Origin of the sequence: Quadrisphaera setariae (genome assembly GCF_008041935.1) — a bacterium.
Taxonomy (GTDB): Bacteria; Actinomycetota; Actinomycetes; order Actinomycetales; family Quadrisphaeraceae; genus Quadrisphaera; species Quadrisphaera setariae.
The window spans coordinates 366629-391033 of record NZ_VKAC01000004.1; the positions used below are offsets into that span (position 1 = coordinate 366629).

The following is a 24405-nucleotide window of genomic DNA, read 5'->3' on the forward strand; positions in this document are numbered from 1 at the left end:
GGGCAGCGCGTCCGGGGTGGGCGCTGCGAGGGGGCGTGCGGTGGTGCGGGTGGATCGGGTGGAGCCGCACCGGCCCGGCGGTCGGGGGGGGCTGCGCCGGGCCGGTGCGGGATCAGGCGCCGGCGCTGTGCTCTCGGGCGCTGGAGCGCAGCGCGGCGGTGGCCTCGTCGTCGACGTCCCAGGTGCCGGGCAGGGTCCCGGGCACGAGGGCCACCCGGTACAGGTCTGCGGCCTGCTCCAGGGTGATCCGCTCGTCGCGGACGTCGCAGGCGACGCGGTGGGGGTCGCGGGCCGTGGGGCTGCCGAAGCCGCCACCGCCGCCGGTGCGCTGGCGCACGACGGTGCCGACGGCGACCGGCCTGTCGACGATCCGCTCGTCGACGCGCTCGAGGGTGCCGTCGGGGTGCACCAGCTCCACGTGCGTGGGGGCCCCGGTGAGGCCACCGCGCACCCCGAGGGCGATCGGGTCGACCGTGCTCTCCGAGGCGGTCTTCGTCATGGAGCCGGTCTGCAGCACGCGCAGGTCGCGCCGCACCCCGGCGCCGCCGCGGAACTCCCCCGCACCGGAGTGCGCGGTCTCCAGGGCGAAGGCGTCGCAGCGCACCGGGAAGCGCAGCTCGAGCACCTCCACGGGGGTGTTGGAGCAGTCGCCGTCCGTCACGAACATCATGCAGGCGCCGTCGCGGCCGGGGAACGCCCCGTGGCCGCCCTGGACGGGCTCGGCGAAGACGTAGGCGTCCTCGGCGTCGCCGCGCGTGGACATCACGTACGTCGAGACCATCTGGTAGCCGCCGGCGCGCACGCGGTCGGGGGCGACCTCCGCGAAGGACTGCTGCATGGTCTCGATGACACCGGTCATGAGGTAGCCGTAGGAGTCGCACGGCGCCGGCTTGACGGGGTTGACCAGCGAGGGCGTGCTCGGCCAGACGATGTCGGCCAGCTCCAGGTGCGCCTGGTTGGCGGTCCCCAGCGGGTCGAGCACGCCCTTGAGCGCCTCGGCCACCGTGGCGCGCACGGCCTGCTCGCCGGCGTTGATGGGTCCGGAGGACTGCTTCGAGGTGCCCTCGAAGGAGACCTCGACGCGGTCACCGGTGATCGTGGTGCGGATGCGGACCACCGGGACCTCCTCCCGGTCGACGCCGCTGAAGTCGAACCGGAAGCCGGTCTCCAGCACGCCGTCGGGCATGGCGGCCACCTCGCGGCGCAGGGCGCGCTCGGTGCTGGCGATGACGTGCGCCATGAGCGCCTCGACCTCGTCGGCGCCGTACCTGTCGCACAGCTGCTGCACGCGCTCGGCGCCCGTGCGGGCGGTGGCGATCTGCGCCCACAGGTCGCCCATCACCGTCTGGGGCACGCGCATGTTCTCGGCGATGAGGTCGAAGACGTCCTCGTTCACCTCGCCGCGGCGCAGCAGCCGCTGGTGGGTGAAGGCGATGCCCTCCTGGTAGATCTCGGTGGAGTTGACGGTCCACCCGCCGGGGCTCATGCCGCCGACGTCGGCCCAGTGGGCCATGGACCCGGTGAAGGCCACGAGCCGCCCGCCGTGGAAGACGGGCATGTACACGGCCGTGTCGGAGATGTGGGTGCCGTTGAGGTACGGGCTGTTGACGACGAAGACGTCGCCGTCGTGGATGCCGTCGCGGCCCCACTTCGCCAGCCCGGACTTCACGCTGGCGGGCAGCACCCCGGTGAAGACGGGAAGGCCCGGGGCGTCGGCCCACAGGTCGCCGTCGGCGGACATGACGCCCACCCCGAAGTCCTTCACGTCGAAGATCAGCGGGTTGTAGGCGCTGCGCACCAGGGTGGTGTTCATCTCCACCGCGGCCGACTGCAGCGCGTTGCGCGTGATCTCGGCCTTGACGATGTCGACGTCCTGCTCGCTCATCTCAGGCACCCGCCTTCTCGTCGTCGTCCTGCTCGGTGTGGTGGGCCGGCTCGTGGGTCAGGACCGCGGTCCCGTGCTCGTCCAGGGCCGCGGTCCACCCCGGCGGCACGATGACGGTGGTGGTCCACTCGTCCAGCACGCACGGGCCGGCGAGCACGTCGTCGGCGCTCATCTGCTCGCGCTCGTACACCGGCACCCGCTCCACCCAGCCCGTGGCGGGGAACCAGACCCGGCGGTGGGCCACCGGCTGCGCCGGGGTGTCGGCGAAGACCCCGACGGTGCGGGGGCTGGTCACCGGGGCGATGGCCCGGCACCGCAGGGTGACCACCTGGACGGCGGCGCCGTCCTCGCCGTGGCCGTACCGCTGGCGGTGGCGAGCGGCGAACGCGCCGGGCAGGTGGGCCACGAGACCGGCCGCGTCGCCGTCGAGCCAGGACGGCTCCACGGGCGTGGTGATGGTGTGGTCCTGCCCGCGGAACCTGACGTCGGCGGAGAACGCCGCCTGCAGCGCGCCCGGCGCGAAGCCGTAGGCGACCAGGGAGGCGCGGGCCTCCTCCGCGAGGCGCGCGAAGGCGTCGCGCAGGTCGGGCGCCGAGGCCGCGTCGACGTCGTGCACGCGGGTCAGCGTGGCGTCCTCGCGGTAGTCGGCCGTGAGCATGCCCCACGCGGAGAAGCCCGCCGCGGCCTGCGGCACGAGCACCGAGGTGATGCCCAGCTCCTCCGCCACACCGGCGGCGAACAGGCCTCCCCCGCCGCCGAAGGACAGCATCGCGAAGCCGCGCGGGTCCAGGCCCCGCTGCGTGGTCATGATGCGGATGGCGTTGGCCATGTTGGCCTGCGCGATGGCCATGACCCCGCCGGCCAGCTGCGTGAGGTCGCGGTGCTCGCCGAGGTGCTTGCTCAGCGCCGTCTCCGCGCGCTCGCGGTCGAGGTGCATGCGGCCGCCGAGGAACCTGTCGGGGTCCAGCAGCCCGAGCACCACCTGGGCGTCGGTCACGGTGGGCAGCTCACCACCGAGCCCGAAGGCCGCGGGGCCGGGCGAGGCACCGGCGCTCTCGGGGCCCACGCGCAGGCTGCCGGAGGTCGGGTCGATGCTCGCGATGGAGCCGCCGCCTGCGCCCACGGACACGATGTCGATGACCGAGCCCATGACCGGGCGACCGGCGATGTCGGTGTTCGACCTCTCGACGATCTCGCCGTCCTGGATGAGGGCGACGTCGTAGGTGGTGCCGCCGACGTCGGCGCACACGATGTTGCGGATGCCGGTGCGCTCGGACAGGGCGTGGGCGCCGATGACTCCACCGGCCGGCCCGGAGCCGAGCGTCTCCACCGGGCGCCCGCCGGCGGCCGCGAGGGTCATGACGCCGCCGTTGGAGCGCATGAAGGCGACACCGCGGGAGTAGCCCAGCTCCTGGACGCGGGAGTCGATGGTGGAGGCGTAGCGGCTGAACAGCGGCTGCGTGTAGGCGTTGGCCACCGTGGTGGCGGTGCGCTCGTACTCGCGCCACTCGCGCACCAGCTCGCTGGAGGCGGTCACGGAGACGCCCGGGAGCATCGCGCGGACCAGCTCGGCCACCGCGGCCTCGTGGGCGGGGTTGGCGTAGGCGTGGAGGAAGCAGATGGCCACCGCCTCCACGCCGTGGGCCGCGAGGAACTCGACCTCGGCGCGCACCGCGTCCAGGTCGAGCGGGACCAGCACCGCGCCGTCCGGGGCGGTGCGCTCGGTGACCTCGCGGCGCAGGTAGCGGGGCACGAGCGGCTCGGCCGGCTGGTAGCGCAGGTCGTAGATGGCGGGGCGGCCGGCACGGCCCAGCTCGAGCACGTCGCGGAAGCCCGCGGTGGTGAGCAGCGCGGTCTTGGCGCCGCGCTCCTGCACCAGGGTGTTGAGGGCCACCGTCGTGCCGTGGATGAACATCGACAGCTCGCTCGGCGCCACGGGCAGGCGCTGCAGGCCGCGGACGAACTCGTCGGCCAGCGCGCTGGCGGTGGCCGGCTGCTTGTCGATGACGACCGACCCGTCCCGCTCGTCGAGGAGGATGTAGTCGATGAAGGTGCCGCCGACGTCGACGGCGAGCCTGTGGTGAGCAGGAGCACTCACAGCACTCCCTCCCCTCCGGTGGTCCGTTTGGTAGTGGGTAGAGCATTACGCATGACCCGCCACGTGAACAGAGGGTGGCGCCAACTCCGCGAGGACGTCTTCGCGGCGGGACGGGGGTCGCAGACCGCTCAGGCAGCCGTCAGCACCCCCTGGGGCAGCGGCGCGACGGGGGTCCTGCGGGGTGGGGCGACCAGCCCCACCCGCTCACTGCGGCGGGTCGCCGCTCCAGTCGTCCAGGACGTGGTGGAGGTGCTCGGTCATCCGCTGGGAGGCGGCCACCGGGTCGGCGTGGCGCAGCGCGTCGAGGATGCCGGAGTGCTCCGCGGCCGAGCGCAGGATGGAGGTGTGGTCGGCGAAGAGCCGGGTCCGGTCGCGCATGAGGGCCACCACGTCCACCAGGGCCTCGTTGCCGAGCAGCCGGAGCAGCCCGAGGTGGAAGCGCCGGTCGGCGTCGAGGAAGGCCAGCAGGTCGTTGGCCTCGGCCGCCTGCGTGATCTCCTCGGCGACGCGGGTGAACTCCGAATCGGCGCGCCAGTACTCCTGCCGCCCGGCCAGCTGGGCCATGGCGGGCACCTCGAGCATCATGCGCACCTGGAGGATGTCCTCGCGCTCGCGCCGGCTGAGCTGCACCACGCAGAACCCGCGGTTGCGCACCGCCTCCACGAGGCCCTGGTTCTGCAGCTCGAGCATCGCCTCGCGCACCGGGGAGTTGGAGACGCCCAGCTCAGCGGCCAGCGCGGTCACCGAGTAGATGCGGCCGGGCACCAGGGCCCCGGTGACGAGGCGCTGGCGCAGCACGCGCAGCGTCTGGTCGCGCAGGGAGGGTCGCACGAGCTGCAGGCCGGCCCCCGGCGCCACGGAGGTCGCCGGCTCGGACGCGCTCACAGGGCCGCCGGGACGGGCAGGGCGCTGCGCCGGTGCACGGCCTCGGCGACGACGAGGTCCTGCCAGGCCATGCCGGTGCCCTTGAAGACCAGCGCCCCGCCCGGCACGGGAGCACGCCCGCTGACCAGGTCGGCCATGGTCACGAGCTCGTCGGCGCGCAGCGCGCCCGCCTCGACCGCCATCACGACGTCCCCCGCCTCCCTCAGCGCGGTGGCCAGGTCCTCCACCACCACGGTCGCGCGGCCCAGGAGGGCGTCGTCGAGCTCGCGGCGGTCGCGCTCGTGCGAGCCTACGGCCACGACCACCACGTCGTCGCGCAGCAGCGCGGAGTCGAACAGCGGGGTGGCCGCCGAGGTGGCGCAGACGACGACGTCGGCCGCGGCCAGCGCGGACTCCGCCGACGGCGTCCCCAGGCCCACCACGCTCCCGAGCACCCCGACGGGCAGCACGGTGGAGGGGCTGAGCGCCTCGGGGCGGCGGACGAGCACGTCCACGCGCTCCAGGCCGCGCTCGCCGTCCTGCCCCAGCACGTCGGCGAGGACCTCGGCGTGGGCGCGGCCCTGCACGCCGCCTCCCACGACGACGACCCGCAGCGGGCCCGCCGCGGCGCCGCCGCGGCGCAACGCCGGGAGCACCGCCGCCACCGACGTCGCGGAGGTGCGCAGGCCGGTCAGGGCGGGGCCGTCGAGGGTGGCGAGCGGCGCCAGGGTCTCGCCGTCGAAGAGGACGTAGACGCCCTGGATGCGAGGCAGTCCGAGGGCGGCGTTCCCGGGGGCGACCACGGCCAGCTTGACGCCCGCGCACCGCCCGGAGCTCGCGGGCATGGTCAGCAGCTCGCCGCTGCCGAGGGGGCTGCTCGTGCGGGGCGGGTCGGCGGCCGGGTCGAGGCCGGCGCGCAGCGCGTCTGCCAGGAGCGCGACGGCGTCAGCCGGACGGACGGCGGCGCGCACCTGGTCTGCGTCGTGGTGGGGCAGCACCGCTGCACCGTCCTCTCGGATCTTGGAGTAGTGCGTAAAGTATTACCAGGCTTCCCTGGAGTCCGGAAGGTCTCCGTCGCGGTCCGCTCGCCCTCCGCGAGCGCCGGCCCAGCGCGTCGGGGGGCTCGTCCTGTGCCCACCGCCCACCGGGGCTCGCGTGGGTGGGCGTGCGGCACATCTCGCAGGACGACCCTCCGCCGTACGTTCCGGCCCTCGACACGACGAGGACGACGGCGACGACGAGGAGCAGGACGTGCCCGAACAGCCTTCCCCGGGGCGAGCCCGGGTCAGCATGGACATCGGCGGGACCTTCACCGACGTCGTCCACTACGACGAGACGACCGGCGCGGTGACCGCCACCAAGGCGTCCACCACCCCGGCGGACCTGTCCGACGGCGTCCTGGCCGGCCTCGGTGCGGTGGTGGCCTCCCCGGCGGAGATCTCCTTCCTCGTGCACGGCACCACGCAGGGGCTCAACGCCTTCCTCGAGCGGAGGGGCGTGCCGGTGCTGCTGCTCGCCACCGCCGGCGTCGAGGACAGCTACCACATCGCCCGCGGCACCCGGCGCCGGCTGTACGACCTGCACTACCGCAAGCCCACCCCGCTGGTGCCCCGGCGCGACGTGGTCGGCGTCGGCGGCCGGATCGCCGCCGACGGCGGCGAGCTCGAACCGCTGGACGAGGACGCCGTGCGCGCCGCCGCGAAGCGGGTGCGCGACGAGGGCCACGGGGCCGTCGCCGTCGCCCTGCTCTTCTCCTACGCCAACCCGGCGCACGAGCTGCGGGCGCGGGAGGTCCTGCGCGAGGAGCTCGGCCCGGACGTGTCCGTGTCGCTGTCGCACGAGGCGGCGAAGGAGTGGCGGGAGTACGAGCGCACCTCCTCCGCGGTGGTCGAGGCCTACACGGGCCCGGTGGTGCGGCGCTACCTGCAGCGCCTGGAGCGGCGCCTCGACGACGACGGCCTCGCGGTGCCGCTGCACGTCATGCAGTCCTCCGGCGGCATCGTCACCGCGACCTCCGCGCAAGAGCGGCCGCTGCAGACGCTGCTGTCCGGGCCGGTCGGCGGCGCGATCGCCTGCGCCGAGCTGTCCGCGCGCAGCGGGCGCCCCGACCTCATCGGCGTCGACATGGGCGGCACGTCCTTCGACGTCTCGCTGGTGGCGGACGGCGAGCCCGACGTCACCGCCGAGGCCGAGCTCGAGGGCCTCCCGATGCTCATGAGCATCGTCAACATCCACACCGTGGGAGCCGGCGGCGGCTCGGTGGCCTGGAGCGAGGCGGGGGGCCTGCGCGTCGGGCCGCGCTCGGCGGGGGCCCGCCCGGGACCGGCCTGCTACGGCCGCGGCGGCGCCGAGCCGACCGTGACCGACGCGAACCTCGTGCTGGGGCGCATCGACCCCGAGGGCTTCGCCGGGGGCCAGATGACGCTGGACGCCGCCGCCGCGGAGCGCGCGGTGGGGGCGCTGGGCGAGCGGTTCGGTCTGAGCGCGCAGGCCATGGCCGAGGGCGTCTGCGACGTCGCGAACGCCACCATGGCGCAGGCGATCCGCACCATCACGGTGGCGCGCGGCATCGACCCGCGCACCTCCTCCCTGGTCGCCTTCGGCGGCGCCGGGCCGATGCACGCGGTGTTCCTCGCCGACGAGCTGGGGATCCCCGAGGTGCTCGTGCCGCGCCTGCCGGGCGCGTTCTCGGCGTGGGGGATGCTGCACACCAGGATCCGTCGCGACTACACCGAGCCGCACTACCGCCTGGACGCCGACGTCGACGCCGAGGAGGTGCGCGCAGTCCTGGCCCGCCTGGAGCTGCAGGGGCTGGCCGACCTCGCCGCCGAGGGGGTGCCCGAGGCCGACCGCAGCGTCGCCCACGCCGTCGACGTGCGCTACGAGGCCCAGGAGTTCACCCTCACCGTGCCGCTCACCAGCGCCGCGGAGCCGTTGGAGGAGGGCTTCACCGCGCGCCTGGCCGAGCGGTTCACCACCGCGCACCAGGCGCGCTACGGGCACGCCAACCCGGGCGCCCCGATCGAGCTGGTGACCCTGCGGACCACGGCCACGGGCGACCTGGGCGCGCCACCGCGCCACCCCCACCCGCGGGCCGAGACCGACGCCTTCGAGAGCACCACCCGCCGCGTCGTCTTCGCCGGGAGCGCGCACGACGCGCTCGTCGTCCACCGGGACCAGCTGCTCGCCGGGCACACCTTCTCCGGTCCCGCCGTGGTGGTCGAGGGGACCGCCACCACGGTGGTGCCCCCGGCGCACACCGTGACCGTCGACGACGACGGCACCCTCGTCATCCGCCAGCAGGAGGCCCGCGCATGAGCACCACCGGCTCCCAGGTCGACCCGGTCACCGTCGAGATCATCCGCAACGCGCTCAACGCCGCGGCGGACGACATGAACGCCACCCTGATCCGCTCCGCCTACACGCCGATCATCTACGAGGGCGGTGACTGCGTGGTCGCGCTGCTCGACGCCGACCACCAGGTGCTGGGCCAGTCGGCGGGCCTGCCGATCTTCCTGGGCAACCTGGAGACCTGCACCCGCGCGACGGAGGAGCGCTTCGGGCGCGGGGTCTGGCGGCCGGGCGACGTGTGGATCCTCAACGACTCCTACCTCGGGGGCACCCACCTCAACGACGTCACGATCTTCGGGCCGGTCTTCGTGGCGGCGGGGACCGACGACGAGCAGCTCGTGGGCTTCACCGCCAGCCGCGCGCACTGGATCGACGTCGGCTCCAAGGACCCGGGCGGTTCCATGGACTCCACCTCGATCTTCCAGGAGGGGCTGCGCCTGGGGCCGCAGCGGCTCGTGGTGGGCGGGGTCGAGCAGGAGGGGCTGGTCGACGTCATCTCCACCAACGTCCGCTTCCCCTACCCGACGCTGGGCGACATGAGGGCGATGGTCGCCTGCACCACCATGGGCGAGAAGCGGCTGCAGGAGGTGGTGGAGCGCTTCGGCCTGGAGGTGCTCCTCGGCGCCCGTGACGAGATCTTCCGCCAGACCGAGGCGCTGGAGCGCGCCGTGATCGCGCAGATCCCCGACGGCGTGTACTCCGCGGAGGGCGTGCTCGACAGCGACGGGGTCGCCCTCGACGTGCCGGTGCCCATCCGGCTCGACGTCACCGTGCGCGGCGAGAGCATCGACCTCGACGTGACCGGCTCCGCGGACCAGCAGACCGGTCCGGTGAACTGCGGGGTCGCGCAGGCGGTCTCCGCGCTGCGGGTCGGCTACAAGCTGCTGGTCTCCCCCGACCTCCCAGGCAACGGCGGCAGCTTCCGCACCATGACCACCCAGGTGCGCCGGGGGTCGGTGCTCGGCGCCGTCGCCCCGGCCGCCTGCCAGTGGTACTTCTCCCACCTGGGCCTGCTCATCGACCTGGTCGCCAAGGCCCTGGCCCCGGCCGTGCCCGACCGGGTGGCGGGCGCGTCCTTCGGCGACTCGATGATCGTCCTCACGGCCGGCAACGACCCGCGCAGCGGCCGCGACTACGTGACCCTCGAGGCGACCGTCGGCGGGTGGGGCGGCTGGGAGGGCAGCGACGGCGAGACCGCGCTCATCAACAACGTCAACGGGTCGCTGAAGGACCTGCCGGTGGAGGTGCTCGAGACGAGGTACCCGATGCGCATCACCGAGTACCGGGTGCGCCCCGACTCCGGCGGAGCCGGCCGGTACCGCGGCGGTGACGGCGTGGTCCGGGAGTACGAGATGCTCACGGACTGCACGGTCTCGCTGTGGTTCGAGCGGTCCCAGCAGCCCGCCTGGGGACTGTTCGGCGGCCAGGACGCCGTCGGTCCCGACGTCGTCGTCAACCCGGGCCGCCCCGACGAGCGGCGCGTCCTCAAGGCGAACGGCATGCCCCTGCGCGCGGGGGACGTGCTGCGGTGCTCCACCGGCGGCGGGGGCGGCTACGGCCCGGCCGCGGAGCGCGACCCCCAGCGGATCCGCGACGACGTGCTCGACGGACACCTCACGCCGGCGGGAGCGCGCGACCAGTACGGGCTCGACACCACCGCCTGACAGGGACCGACGGCCCACGACGGCCCCCGACGGCCCTGACGACAGGTCGACGGGTCAGCCGCTGCCCGTGGCCCGCCACGCGCGCACCAGCCCGTGGCAGGCCACGTGCAGCGGCAGCCGCTGGGCCGGGTCGTCCAGGGCCAGGCCCAGCTCCCGCGCCCGCGCGGTGCGGGCGAGCACCGTGTTGCGGTGGACGCCCAGCTCGGCCGACGCCGCCACCAGCGAGCCGCCGTGGTCGAGGACCGCCGCGACCGTCTCGGCGAGCACCAGGCGGTCCCTCGCCGCGGCGAGCCGGGGCAGGGCGAGCGCCGCGACGTCGGCCACCGCGGGCGCGGAGACCTGGGCGAGCACGGCGCGGACCCCGACGTCCTCGAACCACGTGACCGGGTCGCTGCCGGCGCGGGTGGCCAGGCAGGCCTCCTCCACCGAGCGCACCAGTCCCGCGGTGCCGCGGTGGCCCGCACCCACACCCATCACCAGGCCGTGGTCGGCCAGGAGCGGCTCCAGGCCGGCGAAGGCGCGGCGCACCACCGCCGGCGCGGGCTCCTCGGCCGCGTTCTGCCAGGAGACCCACCCACCCTCGTGGGGCACCAGCGGCCAGCCCGGCCGCAGGCGGGCCCACTGGACGCGCAGGAGCTGCGTCAGCTCGGCGGCGGGCTCGTCGTCGCCCTCGCGGGCGGCGGTCCGCTCCAGGCGCACGGCGCGGTTGACGCCCTCGACCCTCCACCCGAGCTCAGCGCTCCAGCTGGGGGCCTCGTCCCCCGCCGCGCCACCGGCGGGACCGGCGGCGGCGTCCCGCTCACCAGGAGCGGTGTCCGCACCGTCCGCCCGCGAGCGCGCCGCGGCGCGCAGCACCGCGAACGCCGCGCGCTCGGCCTCCGCCTGCGCCGAGGTGTCCAGGCGGCGCTGCGCCCACGCCGCCAGCAGCGGCAGCCGCGCCAGGCGCAGCACGGACTCCGCGCTGCGGGCCTCGACCTCCGCCGCCACCGCGGAGGTGGCCTCCGGCAGCGAGGCCACCAGCGAGGCCCAGGCCCGGCCGCCGGGCCCGTTCACGGCCATCCGCACCTCGCGGTAGCCCTCTCGCTGCTGCACCGCGGCGGCCCGGCCGGCGAGCACCGAGCTGCCGGTGACGAGCGCGACCACACCGGGGGCCAGCTCGGCGTTGAGCACTCCCAGGACTCCCCGCACCGTCGACTGCTCCGCCAGCTCCTCCGCGCAGCGGGCCACGCGCAGCGCCCGGGCCGACTCCGGGGCGGCGGTGCGCGCCGCCAGCTCCAGGGCGACGTCGACGGCGTCGTCGTCGACCACCACCAGCGCCGTGCCCAGACGGCGGGCCAGCAGCGCGCTCGCACCGCTCATCGCGGCCCGCGGCACCACCACCCCGGCAGCGCCCCGCTCCCACGCGACGTGGAGCGCCGCGGCCAGCGACCAGCCTCCCGTGGCGGCCCCGGCGTGCAGCACCACCAGGCTGTGGGCCGGCGTCCGCGCCAGCCGGTCGAAGGTCTCGGCCAGCTCCACGCCCAGCACCCGCTGCGCGGGGTCGGGCAGCACCGCCACCTCCCCGCGGGCGAGCGGGTCCACCCGGACCAGCTCGGCCAGCGCCAGCGGGGCCGTCGCCCTGCTCACCGGCGGCGGGGGTGGTCGAGGGTGATGCCGTGCGAGGCCGGGCCGACCATGGTGAGCGCCTCCGCGGAGTACCAGACGGGGTGGGCGGGGATGACGAGGACGTCGACGAGGTCGCCCGGCCACAGGCTGTCGAGCGGGGCGATCACCCCGCGCTCCACGTCGAGCAGGGTGATGAGGTCCGGGGCGGCCGCGGTGAGGGAGCCGTCGCTGAACACGGCCACCACCTCGCTGCGCAGCTCCAGCCGCAGCTGGCGGGCGTCGGGGCCGACCTGCTCCACGACGACGCTGCTGGGGTGCGTGGGGATCGTCGCGTCGGTGGGCCGGGAGAGGTGCTCCAGCGCCACGATCCGGCCCCGGCCCACGCGGCGGCACCCGTTCACCGCGGCCAGCCGCGCCACCACGGCGTCCGGGTCGCGCGTGCCGAGCAGCACCCGACCGGCCTCGACCAGGCGGCTCACCGTGCCGGGCAGGCTGGCGGTCGCGAGCTCCCCGGCGGTGCTCGGGTAGGCGGCCAGGGCGCCCCAGCCGCCGAGGGCGTCGATGCCGGCGCGCAGCAGCGCGTCGGCGCGCCAGGCGTCAGGCACCCGCAGGCTGATGCTCTCCCCCGTGGCGCCGGCGACGACCAGCGGCGTCACCGGCAGGCCCGCCAGGTGCATCGAGGTGTGGTGGATGAGGGCGAAGGTGCGGCCCATCCCGTCGGCGTCGATCAGCGGGACGCCCAGCTGGCGGGCCACCGCGGCCGGCACCAGCGCGCTCACCGTGGCCGCCGACAGCGGCAGGACCGCCCCGACCTCCCTGCCGGACAGCCGCTCCAGCTCGCGCACGGCGGCGACGAACTCGTCACCCGTCGGCGGCAGGTCGGCCAGGGCGGCCCCGGACCCGATGACGCAGACCGCCGCACAGCCCACGTCAGGCGGGAGCGCTCGGGGCGCCACCAGCCGCAGCGGCCCGCCGCGCTCGAGCAGGTCGGTGAGCCACGCGACCGTCGCCGCCAGGCTCGAGGGGGCCAGCGACGGCGAGTAGAGCATCGCGCCCGCGGTCAGCGCCGGGACGTCGGCCGCGGTGAGCTCGCCGTCGCTCATCGGCGGCTCACCGGCCGACCCCGCCCACCCGCACCCGCACCCGGACCGTCCCGGACCGGCTGTAGGGCACGGCCACGGTGGAGACCTCCACCACGTCGGCGCTGCCGGGCTCGGCGCCGTTGGCGGTGGCCAGGGCCGTGGCCCGCTGCACCGCGGCGCGCTGGACCGCGGCGAGGTCGTCGGCGGAGCCGATGGCCGCGATCTCGTCGAGCCACGACAGGGGCCGGGCGAGGGCCGCGCCGACGCAGGCGAGCACGTCGAGCTCTCCGTCGGCCACGACGTCCGGGACCCGGCCGCCGAGGGCCCCGTCGCCCTCAGCGCTGTGGGGGCTGGCACCGCGGTCGGCGCGGTCGGCGGGAAGAGCGGGGTCCAGGGCCACGGAGGGCACCACCAGCTCGGCGGCGGGCTCGCCCACCACGAGGGGGCGCACCAGTGCGAGGCCGTTGCGCACCCCGGCGACGAGGTGCCCGCCGTCGGGGGCCGGGAGCAGCACCCGGCAGCCGTCCGCCCCTGCGACCTGCGCGGCGCCCAGCACCGCGGGGCCCAGGCCGCCACCGAGCACCAGCACGGGCGCCGAGCGCGCCCGCTCGGCGCTCAGCGACCCGCCGTCGCCGCGGCACAGGCGCAGCTCCGCGCCGCGACGCCCCGCCCGCCGCCGCAGCACGGCCTCGACGCGGTCCACGAGGGCGTCCACCGCGGCCCCCAGGGCGGCGTCCGCGACCACCGTGGCCTCCCGGGCGGCGCTCCCGTGCCCGCCGAAGTCGTGCGCGGCGCTGATGCGGGCGCCCGGCAGCGCTGCCTGCACCGCGTCGGCCACGGTGCGCTCGTGCACCGGCTGCCCCGCCGACCCGGCGGCGACCACGGCCACGCACCGCGGCGCGGCCGCGGACAGCTCCCCCACGACGGCGGTGAGAGCAGAGCGGTCGAGCAGCCGCAGCTCGCGGCCGAGCAGGTCGTGGCCGCCGGGCACCACCCAGCGGCAGCGGACCAGAGCCTCCACGAGCGGCGACGGGTGGCGCGCGAGCGCCGGGTCGGTGCCGGCTCGCGGCGCGACGCGGACCACCCCGACCGGGTCGAGCAGCTCGGGGTGGTGCAGGAGGTGCTCCAGGTGGGGGCCGAGGTCGAGCACGACCGAGACCGGTCCGCCCGAAGCTCCTCCCGACGGTCCGCCCGGGGCTGCCAGCGCCGCGCCCAGGGCGGCGACGAGCACCCGCTCCAGCGCGTCGGGACCGGCCGCCCGCTCCACGTGCACGACCTGGGCACCGGGCCCGCCCGCGCCGCCGCCGGGCGCTCGCACGACAGCGGCGGTCGCGCCGCCGGGCCGGAGCTGGGCACCGACGAGCGAGGGGCCGGTGTGCTGGGAGCACTCCGACCCCTCGCTCGGGGATGCTGTCGGCACCACGGTCGCAGGCTAGCGCCGCCCTCCGTCCTCAGCGGGCCCGGCGGCGCAGCACGCCGTCGACGGTCACCGCCAGCAGGATGAGCCCGCCGGTGGTCACCTGCAGGTAGGTGGTGTCCCAGCCCAGCAGGTTGAAGCCGTTGCCGATGAGGGTGAGCAGCAGGGCGCCGACCACGCCGCGCCACACCGCGCCCTCACCGCCGAGGATGCTCGTCCCGCCGATGACGGCGGCGGCGATGGCGTTGAGGTCGTACCCGGTGGCCATGGCCGACTGCGCCGAGCCCGCCCGGGAGGCGAGGATCAGACCCGCCAGCGACGCGCAGACGCCGCTGATGGTGTACGCGGCGATGTGCACGCGGTCGGTGCGGATGCCGGACAGCCGCGCGGCCTCGGCGTTGCCGCCGACGGCGTACAGCCGGCGCCCGAAGGTGGTCGAGGAGACGAGCAGCGCGGCGGCCACGGCCACCACGACGAACATCACGGTCGCCGAGGTGAGCCCGAACAGCGACGGCCAGGTGAGCATGCTGAACTGCTCGGCCTGGTCGGCCAGCGGGTAGGCGATGGCTCCGGCGGTGATGACCACGGCCATGCCGCGGTAGATGATCGAGGTGGCCAGGGTGCCGATGAAGGAGTTGACCCTCGACTTCACCACGATCGTGCCCGTGAGCAGGCCCAGCAGCGATCCGGCCACGACGGCGGCGGCGAACCCGCCGACCACGCCGACCTCCTGGCCGACGGTGACGCCGACGATCGCGGAGACCGCGAGCGTGGCGCTGGCGGTGAGGTCGAAGACGCCGCTGATGATGCAGATGGTGGCGCCGATGGCCAGCAGCCCGACCACCGAGGCCTGGTCGAGCAGGTTCACGAGGTTCTGCCGGGTGAGGAAGGTGTCGGTGCTCAGCGACAGCGCCACGACGATGGCGACCAGCGCCACGAGGATGCCGTAGTCGCGCACCTTCACCCCCGGACGCGGACGGGGGCGGGCGCTGACCGCGCTCGTCGGCGCGGCCGTGGTGCTGGTGCTCATGCGGAGGTCCTCTCGGCGGGCTGGTCGTCGGGCTGGCCTGGTGCCTGGTCGTCCGGGCGGTCGTCCGGCTGGTCGTCCGGGTGGTCGTCCGCCTCGTCGTCGCCGAACGCGAGGGCCACGACGGCCTCGCGCGGCGCGTCGCGGCCGAACTCCCCCACCACGCGGCCGTGGCGGAGGACCAGCACGCGGTGGGACAGCGCGAGGACCTCCTCGACCTCGCTGGAGACGACGACGACGGCGCGCCCCTGGGAGGCGAGGTCGACCACGAGGTGGTGCAGCTGGCTCTTGGCGGCGACGTCGACGCCGCGGGTGGGCTCGTCGACCAGCAGCACGCGGGGCTCGCGCAGCAGCCACTTGGCGAAGAGCACCTTCTGCTGGTTGCCGCCCGAGAGCGCGCCGACCGGGGCGGTGGGGTCGGCGGCGCGCACGTCCGTGCTGCGGGCGACGGCGCCCACGGCCTCGCGCTCGGCGCGGCGGCGCACCACCCCGCCGAGGGACCGCGACGTGAGGGACCCGAGCGCGGTGTTCTCCGCGATGGAGCGGACGAGCACCAGGCCCTGCTCCTTGCGCGACTCGGGCACCAGCGCGATCCCGGCCTCCATCGCCGCCCGCGGAGAGGGCCGGGCGATGACCGTCCCGTCCACGCTGACGGTGCCGGAGGTGGCGGCGTCGGAGCCGAAGAGGAGGTGCAGGAGCTCGCTGCGGCCGGAGCCGACGAGGCCGGCGATGCCGACCACCTCACCCGCGCGCACGCGCAGGTCGACGTCGTGGACGGGGCGCGCGCCCGTCGTGCGGCTCAGGCCCCGGGCCTCCAGCAGCACGGGGGCGTCCTCGGGGACCGGCGCGGGAGCGGGGTAGAGGACGTCGACCTGGCGGCCGACCATGTGGCCGACCAGGGAGGCGGGGGTCTGCTCGGCGGCGTCGCCGGTGTGCACGAGGTCGCCGTCGCGCAGCACGGTGAGGCGGTCGGCGACGGCGAGCACCTCGTCGAGGAAGTGGCTCACCAGGAGGACCGTGGTGCCGCCGGCGGCGAGGTCGCGCATGAGCTGCAGCAGGCCCGCCTTCTCGTGCTCGGTGAGCACGGCGGTCGGCTCGTCGAAGGCGATGACGCGCGCGCCGCGGGCGAGCGCGCGCAGCACCTCGACCTGCTGCTGGGCCCCGGTGGAGAGGTCCTTCACCCGGGCGGCGGGGTCGAGGTCGAAGCCGGTGCGGGCGATGAGGGCGTCGAAGGCGGCGCGGTCGGCCCGGCGGGCCACCCAGCCGGCCCGGGCCCGCCACCGCCCGAGCACCACGTTGTCCAGCACCGTCATGGCGGGGACGAGGGCGCCCTCCTGGGTGATGAGGCTGACGCCGTGGGCGATGGCGTCGCGGGGGCTGGCGATGGTGGTGACGACGCCGTCGAAGCTGACCTCGCCCTCGTCGGCGCGCACCGCACCGCCGAGGACCTTGAGCAGCGTGGACTTGCCCGCACCGTTCTCCCCGACGAGGGCGTGGACCTCGCCCGGGGCGATGTCGAGGTCGACGCCCCGCAGCACGGACACCCCGCCGTAGCTCTTGCCGACGCCGCGGACGCTGATGTGCGGCGCTGCTCGCTCTGTCACGGTCTGCTCCTGGATCGGGCGGTGGGGGGGTGCTCGGGGGGTGGGGCACCCGGCGACCGGGACGGGGGGACCCGGCCGCCGGGCGGTCTGGTGGCCCCTCGGTCAGTCGCTGTACTCGGCGGTGAGCCCCTGGAGGGACTCCTTGGTGCCGAGCGCCTTGAAGGGGGTGAGGTCGGCGGAGTCCGTGGCCACGGGCACGTCCTCGCCGCGGTGCTTCTTGAGGCCGAGCTCCGTGGCCGTCTTCCCGTCGGTCTTCTCGGGGATCACGTAGGTGCCGTACCAGGTGCCGTCCATGACGCCGGCGTACGCCTGGGCGGAGCCGCCGTTGCCGACGTAGAGGACGTCGGTGCGGCCCTCGGTGAGGGCGGAGGCGCCCTCGATGGCCTGCGAGGAGCCGATGACGACGTTGACCCCGGGGTTGGCCTGCAGGACGTTCTGCATGGCGGTGCGGCCCGAGTCGGGGGTGTAGCCGCCGATGGGGCTGGCGACGACGTCGGCCCCGCCGGCCTTGAGGGCGTTGACGGCTGCCTCGGTGCGGGCGGCGTCGAGCGGGTAGTTGTCGAACCCCTGCAGGTAGGCGACCTGGCAGGGCTGCTTGCCGAGCTGCTTGCAGGCGTCCAGGCCCATCTTCGCGAGGCCCTCGCCGTTGGCCGTGGGGGCGTCGACGATGGAGATGACGCCGTCGACCTGCGGCTCGACGGTGTCGAAGCGCCCGCCGACCGGGGTGAATTCGACGACGACGGTGATGCCGGCGGCCAGGGCCTGCTTGACGGGCTGGGTGATGGCGGTGCCGTCGTTGGCCTGGATGACCACGACGTCGAAGCGCTTGCTGGTGACGGCGTCCGTGAGCTGCTGCACCTGAACGGCGCCGTCGAAGTTGGAGTCGACGAACTCGGCCGTGGCGTTGTTCTCCTGGGCGGCCTCCTGCACGCCGGCCCAGGCGGCCTGCGCGAAGGAGTTGGCCTTGGCGAAGCCGAAGAACCCGACGCGCAGCTGCTGGTCGGCGTCGACGGTGCTCGACGCCGCGCTCGAGGCGGTGGTGCCGGCGCCGGCGTTCGGGTTGCTGCAGGCGCCGGTCAGGGCGAGGGCGGCGGCGCCGAGCACGGCGGCGACGGCGCGGGTGGAGCGCTTCACGGGGTTCTCCTCGGGGCTTCGGGTGCGGGGCGGGACGGGGTGGGGGTCGGGGGCGCAGCGGTCAGGAGGCGGGGCGGAGCACCGCGCCGGCGGGCGGGGCGGCGTCGCCGTCGAGCAGCGGGGCCAGCGCGTCGCCCACCTCGTTCCGCCACGGGTCGGCGACCCAGGCGGCGTAGGCGGCCTCGTCGTCCCACTGGGCGATGACGACGTGGGTGGCGCTCCCGGAGGCCAGCGAGCCCTCGACGGTGCGCAGCAGCACGGCGCCGCGGCAGCCGGGGAAGGCGCGGGAGCGGTCCAGCACGCCGCGCTCGGCGTAGAGGTCGTCGACGGCCTGCTCGCTGCCCGGGCGGGCGCTGAGCTGCAGCACGCTGGTGATCACCGGAGTCCTCCTGCTGGGGTGCGGTCGCGGGACCGAGCTGTCATGAGCTGTCACGAGCCGTCGGGAACAGTCGCGGACCGTCGCGGACCGGGGGGGCGGTCGTGGGTGGGCGAATGCTGGCCGAGGCGCACCGGTGACGGGTGTGCCCGCAGCACACCCGCGGCACCGGCTGCTGTGACGGCCGCCGGACCTGAGCGGGGTGGTTGACAGCCCTCGGCGACGCGTGCCAGCGTCCGGACCCTCGTCCGACCCCAGGCTGACGCCGGCCGTCGGTCCCGGACGAGCGGCCGGGTCCGTCAGACGCCCGCCCCCGCCAGCGCGCCACGCCGCCTCGGGGCACGGAGCGCGCGGTCCACCCGCCGTCGGCGCGACAGCGCCCCTCCCTCCCACGCGCCCCGAGTCCCGGGGCGCGCCGTCGGCTACCCGGCGCTCCCCCGCGCCGGCGAGAGGTGGACCCCGTGAGCACCAGCCAGACCCCCACCAGCAGCAGGAGCGCGCGCGTCGCCATCGACGTCGGCGGCACCTTCACCGACGTCGTGGAGCTGCTGCCCGGGACCGGGGCGCTGCGCTTCGAGAAGGTCCCGACCACCCCCGACGCCCCCACGCGCGGCGTGATGGCCGGCTTCGCGGCGACCAGCGGCGAGGTGTCCGCGGTGCGCACCTTCACGCACGGCACCACCCTCGGGCTGAACGCGCTCCTGACGCGCACCGGGGCGCGGACCGCCGTCGTCGGCACCCGCGGCTTCCGCGACGTGTACCTGCTGGGCCGCACGGACCGCCGCGTCAACTTCGACATCACCTACCGCAAGCCCACCGCGCTGCTGGAGCGCTGCGACACCTTCGAGGTGACCGAGCGCTCGTGGCACGACGGCTCGGTGGTGACGCCCTTCGACCGGGAGGACGCCGCCCGCGTGGCCCGCACCGTGGCCGAGCGCGGCTACGACGCGGTGGCGGTGTGCTTCCTGCACTCCTACGCCAACCCCGACCACGAGCTGGCGATGCGGGAGGTGCTGGCCGAGCTGGCCCCCGGGGTGACGGTGACGCTCTCGCACGAGCTGAGCCGCGAGTACCGCGAGTTCGAGCGCACCAGCACCGCCGTGCTCGACGCCTACGTCAAGCCGGTGGTGCGCCGCTACCTGGGGGCGCTCGAGGGAGAGCTGGAGACCGCGGGCTTCGGCGGCCGCTTCCTCATGACCCGCTCGGGCGGCGGCGCGATGAGCGCCACCGCCGCGCGCGAGCAGCCGGTCAGCCTCGTCCTGTCGGGTCCGGCGGGCGGCGTGGTCGGGGCGGTGGCCCTCGCTGAGGCGCTCGGGATGCCCGACCTCATCACCATCGACATGGGCGGCACCTCGCTGGACGCCTCCCTCGTGCTCGACGGTGAGCCGGTGCTGCACCAGGGCGCCGAGTTCGAGGGCATGCCGATCAACACCCCCTCCCTGTACATCCACACCATCGGCGCCGGCGGCGGGTCGCTGGGCTGGCTCGACGCCGCCGGGGCCCTGCAGGTCGGCCCGGCGAGCGCCGGGGCGGTGCCCGGGCCGGCCTCCTACGGCCGGGGCGGTGACCGCCCGACGTTCACCGACGCCGCCCTCGCCATCGGCTACCTGGGCACCGAGGCGCCGCTGGGCGGGACGCTGCGCCTGGACGCCGAGCTCGCGCACAAGGCCCTGCAGCCCCTCGCGGAGGAGCTGGGCCTGTCGGTGCCGGCGCTGGCGCGCGGCATGGTCGCCATCTCCACCACAAAGATCATGGGGGCCGTGCGGGCCATCACCGTGGAGGTGGGCCGCGACCCGAAGGACTTCGCGATGCTCTCCTTCGGCGGCGGCGGCGGGCTGGTGGCCGTCGACGTCGCCGTCGAGCTCGGGATCCCCACCGTGGTGGTGCCGCCGGGGCAGGGGGCGTTCTGCGCGTTCGGGATGCTCCTGGCCGACGTCCAGCACGACGCCTCGCGCACGGTGGTCACCGCCCTGGACGACCTCGACCCTGCGGAGGCCGACACCCAGTGGCGGGCGATGGAGGACGACGCCCGCGCGGCGCTCGCCGAGGAGGGCTTCACCGGTGACGCGGTGGTGGTGGCCCGCAGCCTGGACGTGCGCTACTCCGGCCAGGAGCACTCGGTGACCCTGCCCGTGGGCGCCGGCCCGCTGGACGCCGCCCGCGTCGCCGCGGACTTCGCGGCGCTGCACGAGCGCCAGTACGGGCACACGATGACCGACCCCGTGGAGGTGACGACGCTGCGGCTGCGCGCCACCGGTGTGGTCGACAAGCCGGAGCTGCCGCGCCTGCGCCAGCGCACCGCGTCCGACGGGCCGCTGCAGCGCGACGGCGAGCGAGCCGTCCACGTCAGCGAGGAGGCGCCCGCGGTGCCCTACGCCCTCTACACCCGCGAGGCGATGCTCGCCGGCGACGAGGTCGCCGGCCCCGCCGTCGTCACCGAGCACACCGCCACCACCGTGCTGCACGCCGGCGACGTGCTGCGCGTGGGCTCGCTCGGCGAGCTCGTCATCACCGTCGGCCAGCGCTGAGACCCGGAGGCACCCCATGAGCACGACCACCAGCACCGACGCGATCACCACCGAGGTCATCCGGCACGGCCTGCTGGCCAGCGCGGAGGAGATGGCGCGCAACCTGTGCCGCACCGCCTACAACACCGTGGTCTACGAGATCCACGACTACGGCATCGGGCTGCACGACGCCGCCGGCGACGTCGTGGCCGACGCCCCCGGCATCGCCGTGTTCACCCGCGGCAACGACCACGGCATCAAGCGCGCGGTGGAGTTCCTCGGGGCGGAGGCCATGAGGCCGGGTGACGTCTTCATCCTCAACTACCCGTACTGGTCGAGCGCCCACACGCTCGACCCGCTCGTCTTCGCCCCGATCCACGCCGACGACGAGGACGGCGCGCAGCAGCTCGTGGGCTTCGCCTCCTGCCGCATCCACGTGCTCGACCTCAAGCAGAAGGACCCGGGCTACGTGCTCGACTCCACCGACGCCTCGCAGGAGGGGATCTTCTTCCCCGCCACGCGGCTGTACGTCGAGGGCCGGCAGAACGACGACGTCTTCAACATCATCCGGTTCAACTCCCGGATGCCGGAGCGGACCATCGGCGACATCCAGGCGCAGGTCTCCGCCTGCGTCACGGGCCGCCGGCGGATGCAGGAGCTGGTCGCGAAGTACGGGATGGCGACCGTGCGGGCGGCGATGCGGGCGATCAACGAGCACGGCGAGAAGCTGGCGCGCCTGGCGCTGGCGGGGCTGCCGAAGGGCACCTGGACCGCGCACGACTTCGTCGACAACGACGGCGTCGACCTCGACCGCCTCATCAGGATGAACTGCACGGTGACCATCACCGACGACGAGTTCGTCATCGACTGGACCGGCTCGGAGACGGGCGTGCGCGGCCCCATCAACCTCCCCGTGGGGCAGACCGAGGCGTTCTGCTCGCTGGTCTTCAAGGCCATGACGACGCCGGACACGCCCGTGGTGGCGGGCAACTTCGCGCCGCTGCGGATCGTCACCGAGCCCGGTTCGGTGATGCACGCCGTGCACCCGATGCCGACCTTCACGCTGTGGACCGCCCTCATCGGCGGCGAGGTGGTGCTCAAGGCCCTCGCCCAGGGCATGCCCGACCGGGTGCCCGCCTCCTCCGGCGGTGACGTCTGCTCGATGATGGGCCTGGGCACCCACCCGCGCACCGGGGAGGCCTGGCTGGAGGCCACCAACGAGGCGGTGGGCTTCGGCGGGCACGCCGGGGGCGACGGCGAGGACGGGATCATGCACCTGTCGGAGCCGGGGTGCCGCAACAACCCCGTCGAGGTGCTGGAGACGAAGTCGTCGATGATCATCGACTCCTACGGCTACCGCCCCGACACCGGCGGCCCCGGCCGCCACCGCGGCGGCGTGGGCGTGGCCCGCAGCTACCGCTTCACCGGTCCCTCCACCGGCATCTGCCTGGTCTACAAGACCCGCACGAAGCCGTGGCCGGTGCTCGGGGGCATGCCCGGCGTCAACAACCAGGTCGTCCTCAACCCGGGCACCGACCGGGAGGTCGTGCAGGGCGGGTCGTACAACCACCTGGACGCGGGCGACGTGCTCGTCAACGCCACCGGTGGGGGCGGCGGGTACGGCGACCCGCTGCTGCGCGACCCCGCGGCCGTCGGCCGTGACGTGCGCAACGAGTTCGTCTCCGTGGGCGCGGCCCTGCGCGACTACGGCGTGGTGGTCTCGTCCGACGGCACCGTCGACGAGGCGGCCACCGCCGCCGAGCGGGCGTCGCGGGTGCCAGCATGAGCCTCACCGACCTCGTCGGCCCGGCCGGCCTCGTCGTCGTCGGCGCGGACGTCTGGGACGGTGAGTCCGACTCCACCGCTCCCGCCACCGTGGTCTGCGAGGGCGGCAGCGTCACCGAGGTGCTCGACCCCGGCGTCGCCTCGGACGCCGCGGTGACCCGCGTGCGCGAGGCCGGGGGCCGGGTGCTCGAGGCGGCGGGGCGTACGGTGCTGCCCGGGCTCATCGACGCCCACTGCCACGCCTACGCGGCGGCCCTGTCGCCCCGCGACATCGAGTCGTGGCCGCTCAGCTACGTCGCTCTCAACGCCCGGCGCCGCCTGGAGGCGGCTCTCGCGCGCGGCTTCACCACCGTGCGCGACGTGGCCGGTGGCGACGCCGGGCTGGCCCGGGCCCTGGAAGAGGGCCTGGTCGCCGGCCCGCGCTACCTCTACACCGGCGCCGCCCTGTCGCAGACCGGTGGGCACGGCGAGGTCCGCGGCCGCGGGGAGGAGCTGTGCGGGTGCAACGCCCACACCAGCGAGGTGGTCGACGGCGTCGACGCGCTGCGGCGCGCCGTCCGCGAGCGCTTCCACGGCGGGGCGCACGCCATCAAGGTGATGGCCTCCGGCGGGGTGGTCTCCGAGACCGACCCGATCCGGGTGCCGCAGTACTCCTCCGAAGAGCTGCGGGCGGTGTGCGACGAGGCGGCCCGGCGCGGCTCCTACGTGGCGGCGCACGCCTACTCGCCGGAGGCGATCGCCCACGCGGTGGCCGCGGGGGTGCGCAGCGTCGAGCACGGGAACCTGCTCGACGCCCCGACGGCGGCGCTGATGGCCGAGCGGGAGGCGGTGCTCGTGGCGACCCTCGGCTGCTACGAGGCGATGGCCCGCCGCGGCGCTGACCTCGGCATGAGCCCGGTGGCGCAGGCGAAGAACCGGGAGGTGCTCGCCGCGGGGCGCGACGCGGTGGGCCTGGCGGTGGCCGCCGGGGTGCCGGTGGGCTTCGGCTCGGACCTCATGGGCCCGCTGGAGGACGAGCAGCTGGCGTGCCTGCGGCTGCACCTCGACGTGCTCGGCCCGCTGCAGGGGCTGCGCTCGGCGACGTCCGTGAACGCAGACGTCCTCCAGCGCCCCGACCTCGGCCGGGTGCGCGTGGGCTCCGCCGCCGACCTGCTGGTCGTCGACGGCGACCCGTTCACGCGGCCCGACGTGCTGTGGGGCCCGCCGTCGGGCCGCACGGTGGTGCTCGGCGGACGCGTGCTGCGCGTCGGCGGCTGACGCAGCGTCGGCGGCTGACGCAGCGGCGGCAGCAGGCCGCGAGCCGGGCCGCAGCCCCCACCGCTCCGGTGCGTCGCGGCGCGCACCGGGTGCGGTGGGAGACGGCCCCCTCGACCGGGCCGGACGTCGAAGGGGTCACCGTCCAGGCACACCTGGTGGCCGCGCTCATCGCCCTCCGGAGGTCGCCGCGCTGCTCACCGCGTGCTGACACCCAGCAACGACGTCGGCGTCCACCTCCCAGGAGCGGCCGGCGCCGAGGAGGACCAGTGGCGAGCGCGAGGGGAGAGCACGAGCGAGACACCGGCGACGTGCGGCAGCGCCGCTGCGCCCGGGCCGCCTTCGAAGGCCTGGTCGCACTGGCCCCGATGGCTCACCGCCACGGCACCGACCCGTGCTGGTCGTCCAGCTGCAGCCCCTGGCTGGAGCAGCCGTTCCGCAGTCCCCCGTTACCTTTTTGATCACCCCAGCGATGGGGTGGCAGGCCACCGCCGCCGGCACGGCTGAGTTCCCCTGTGCACCGATGATCTGGGGGTGTTGCCACCGGCGGCGGGTGGGCACTGGTGATCGCTGATAGGGACCTGCGGAGTCGTTCGCTGTTCGTAACGTGGCTGCGACGCGGGTGTCCAGGCTGGCCTGCCGCGTGTGCGTCGACGGCGACCAGGAGGACGCGATGGACCCATCCGAGCACCACTTCGACGTCTACGTCGGCTTGGACGTCGGTAAAGCCGACCATCACGCCTGCGCCCTGG

Annotated in this window: 16 protein-coding genes; 5 read left to right on the forward strand and 11 right to left on the reverse strand. The window is 75.3% G+C overall.

Going from position 1 to position 24405, the window contains the following annotated elements:
• Window positions 1–112: 112 nt before the first annotated feature.
• The 4 genes from FMM08_RS08925 to FMM08_RS08940 form a co-directional block, all read right to left on the reverse strand.
• The gene (locus FMM08_RS08925; protein ID WP_255472204.1) at window positions 113–1885 is read right to left on the reverse strand and encodes a hydantoinase B/oxoprolinase family protein; all 1773 of its coding nucleotides are present in this window, start codon (window positions 1883–1885) and stop codon (window positions 113–115) included.
• Window position 1886: 1 nt separating this feature from the next.
• Window positions 1887–3983, reverse strand: a complete 2097-nt coding sequence (locus FMM08_RS08930) for a hydantoinase/oxoprolinase family protein (RefSeq protein WP_147925966.1) — start codon at window positions 3981–3983, stop codon at window positions 1887–1889.
• 204 nt (window positions 3984–4187) lie between these two features.
• Entirely contained in the window at window positions 4188–4868 is a 681-nt protein-coding gene (locus tag FMM08_RS08935) for a GntR family transcriptional regulator (protein WP_222710571.1), read from the reverse strand.
• Window positions 4865–5845, reverse strand: coding sequence for an ornithine cyclodeaminase family protein (locus FMM08_RS08940; RefSeq protein ID WP_222710572.1), 981 nt, complete (start codon window positions 5843–5845; stop codon window positions 4865–4867). The genes FMM08_RS08935 and FMM08_RS08940 overlap by 4 nt, the downstream gene beginning before the upstream one ends.
• 292 nt (window positions 5846–6137) lie before the next feature.
• Here FMM08_RS08940 and FMM08_RS08945 point away from each other — a divergent pair, with 292 nt between their 5' ends.
• Together FMM08_RS08945 and FMM08_RS08950 are read left to right on the forward strand one after the other, a co-directional pair.
• The gene (locus FMM08_RS08945; RefSeq protein ID WP_147926051.1) at window positions 6138–8165 is read left to right on the forward strand and encodes a hydantoinase/oxoprolinase family protein; all 2028 of its coding nucleotides are present in this window, start codon (window positions 6138–6140) and stop codon (window positions 8163–8165) included.
• Entirely contained in the window at window positions 8162–9862 is a 1701-nt protein-coding gene (locus FMM08_RS08950) for a hydantoinase B/oxoprolinase family protein (protein WP_147925967.1), read from the forward strand. The genes FMM08_RS08945 and FMM08_RS08950 overlap by 4 nt, the downstream gene beginning before the upstream one ends.
• A 54-nt stretch (window positions 9863–9916) precedes the next feature.
• Here FMM08_RS08950 and FMM08_RS08955 read toward each other — a convergent pair whose 3' ends face one another.
• The 7 genes from FMM08_RS08955 to FMM08_RS22955 form a co-directional block, all read right to left on the reverse strand.
• Entirely contained in the window at window positions 9917–11488 is a 1572-nt protein-coding gene (locus tag FMM08_RS08955) for a PucR family transcriptional regulator (RefSeq protein WP_147925968.1), read from the reverse strand.
• Window positions 11485–12570: an S-methyl thiohydantoin desulfurase family protein gene (locus FMM08_RS08960; RefSeq protein ID WP_147925969.1), complete on the reverse strand. Its 1086-nt coding sequence runs from the start codon at window positions 12568–12570 to the stop codon at window positions 11485–11487. Before FMM08_RS08960 ends, FMM08_RS08955 begins: the two co-directional genes overlap by 4 nt.
• Before the next feature lie 7 nt (window positions 12571–12577).
• Window positions 12578–13972, reverse strand: a complete 1395-nt coding sequence (locus tag FMM08_RS08965) for a hydantoinase/oxoprolinase family protein (RefSeq protein WP_147925970.1) — start codon at window positions 13970–13972, stop codon at window positions 12578–12580.
• Between the two features lie 28 nt (window positions 13973–14000).
• Complete coding sequence (locus FMM08_RS08970) at window positions 14001–14996, reverse strand: ABC transporter permease (protein ID WP_147925971.1); 996 nt, start codon at window positions 14994–14996, stop codon at window positions 14001–14003.
• Complete coding sequence (locus FMM08_RS08975) at window positions 14993–16597, reverse strand: sugar ABC transporter ATP-binding protein (protein WP_147925972.1); 1605 nt, start codon at window positions 16595–16597, stop codon at window positions 14993–14995. Before FMM08_RS08975 ends, FMM08_RS08970 begins: the two co-directional genes overlap by 4 nt.
• Before the next feature lie 102 nt (window positions 16598–16699).
• Window positions 16700–17731: a sugar ABC transporter substrate-binding protein gene (locus tag FMM08_RS08980; protein WP_222710574.1), complete on the reverse strand. Its 1032-nt coding sequence runs from the start codon at window positions 17729–17731 to the stop codon at window positions 16700–16702.
• Between the two features lie 61 nt (window positions 17732–17792).
• A complete protein-coding gene (locus FMM08_RS22955) occupies window positions 17793–18110 on the reverse strand; it encodes a putative quinol monooxygenase (RefSeq protein ID WP_187279634.1) in 318 nt (105 codons plus the stop codon).
• A gap of 458 nt (window positions 18111–18568) precedes the next feature.
• Between FMM08_RS22955 and FMM08_RS08990 the strand changes: the two genes are divergently transcribed.
• Genes FMM08_RS08990 through FMM08_RS09000 form a run of 3 tightly spaced genes read left to right on the forward strand, consistent with a single transcriptional unit; the run spans window position 18569 to window position 23656 of the window.
• Entirely contained in the window at window positions 18569–20635 is a 2067-nt protein-coding gene (locus FMM08_RS08990) for a hydantoinase/oxoprolinase family protein (RefSeq protein WP_147925974.1), read from the forward strand.
• A gap of 16 nt (window positions 20636–20651) precedes the next feature.
• A complete protein-coding gene (locus tag FMM08_RS08995; RefSeq protein WP_147925975.1) occupies window positions 20652–22400 on the forward strand; it encodes a hydantoinase B/oxoprolinase family protein in 1749 nt (582 codons plus the stop codon).
• Window positions 22397–23656: a metal-dependent hydrolase family protein gene (locus FMM08_RS09000; RefSeq protein WP_147925976.1), complete on the forward strand. Its 1260-nt coding sequence runs from the start codon at window positions 22397–22399 to the stop codon at window positions 23654–23656. Before FMM08_RS08995 ends, FMM08_RS09000 begins: the two co-directional genes overlap by 4 nt.
• Window positions 23657–24405 lie beyond the last annotated feature (749 nt).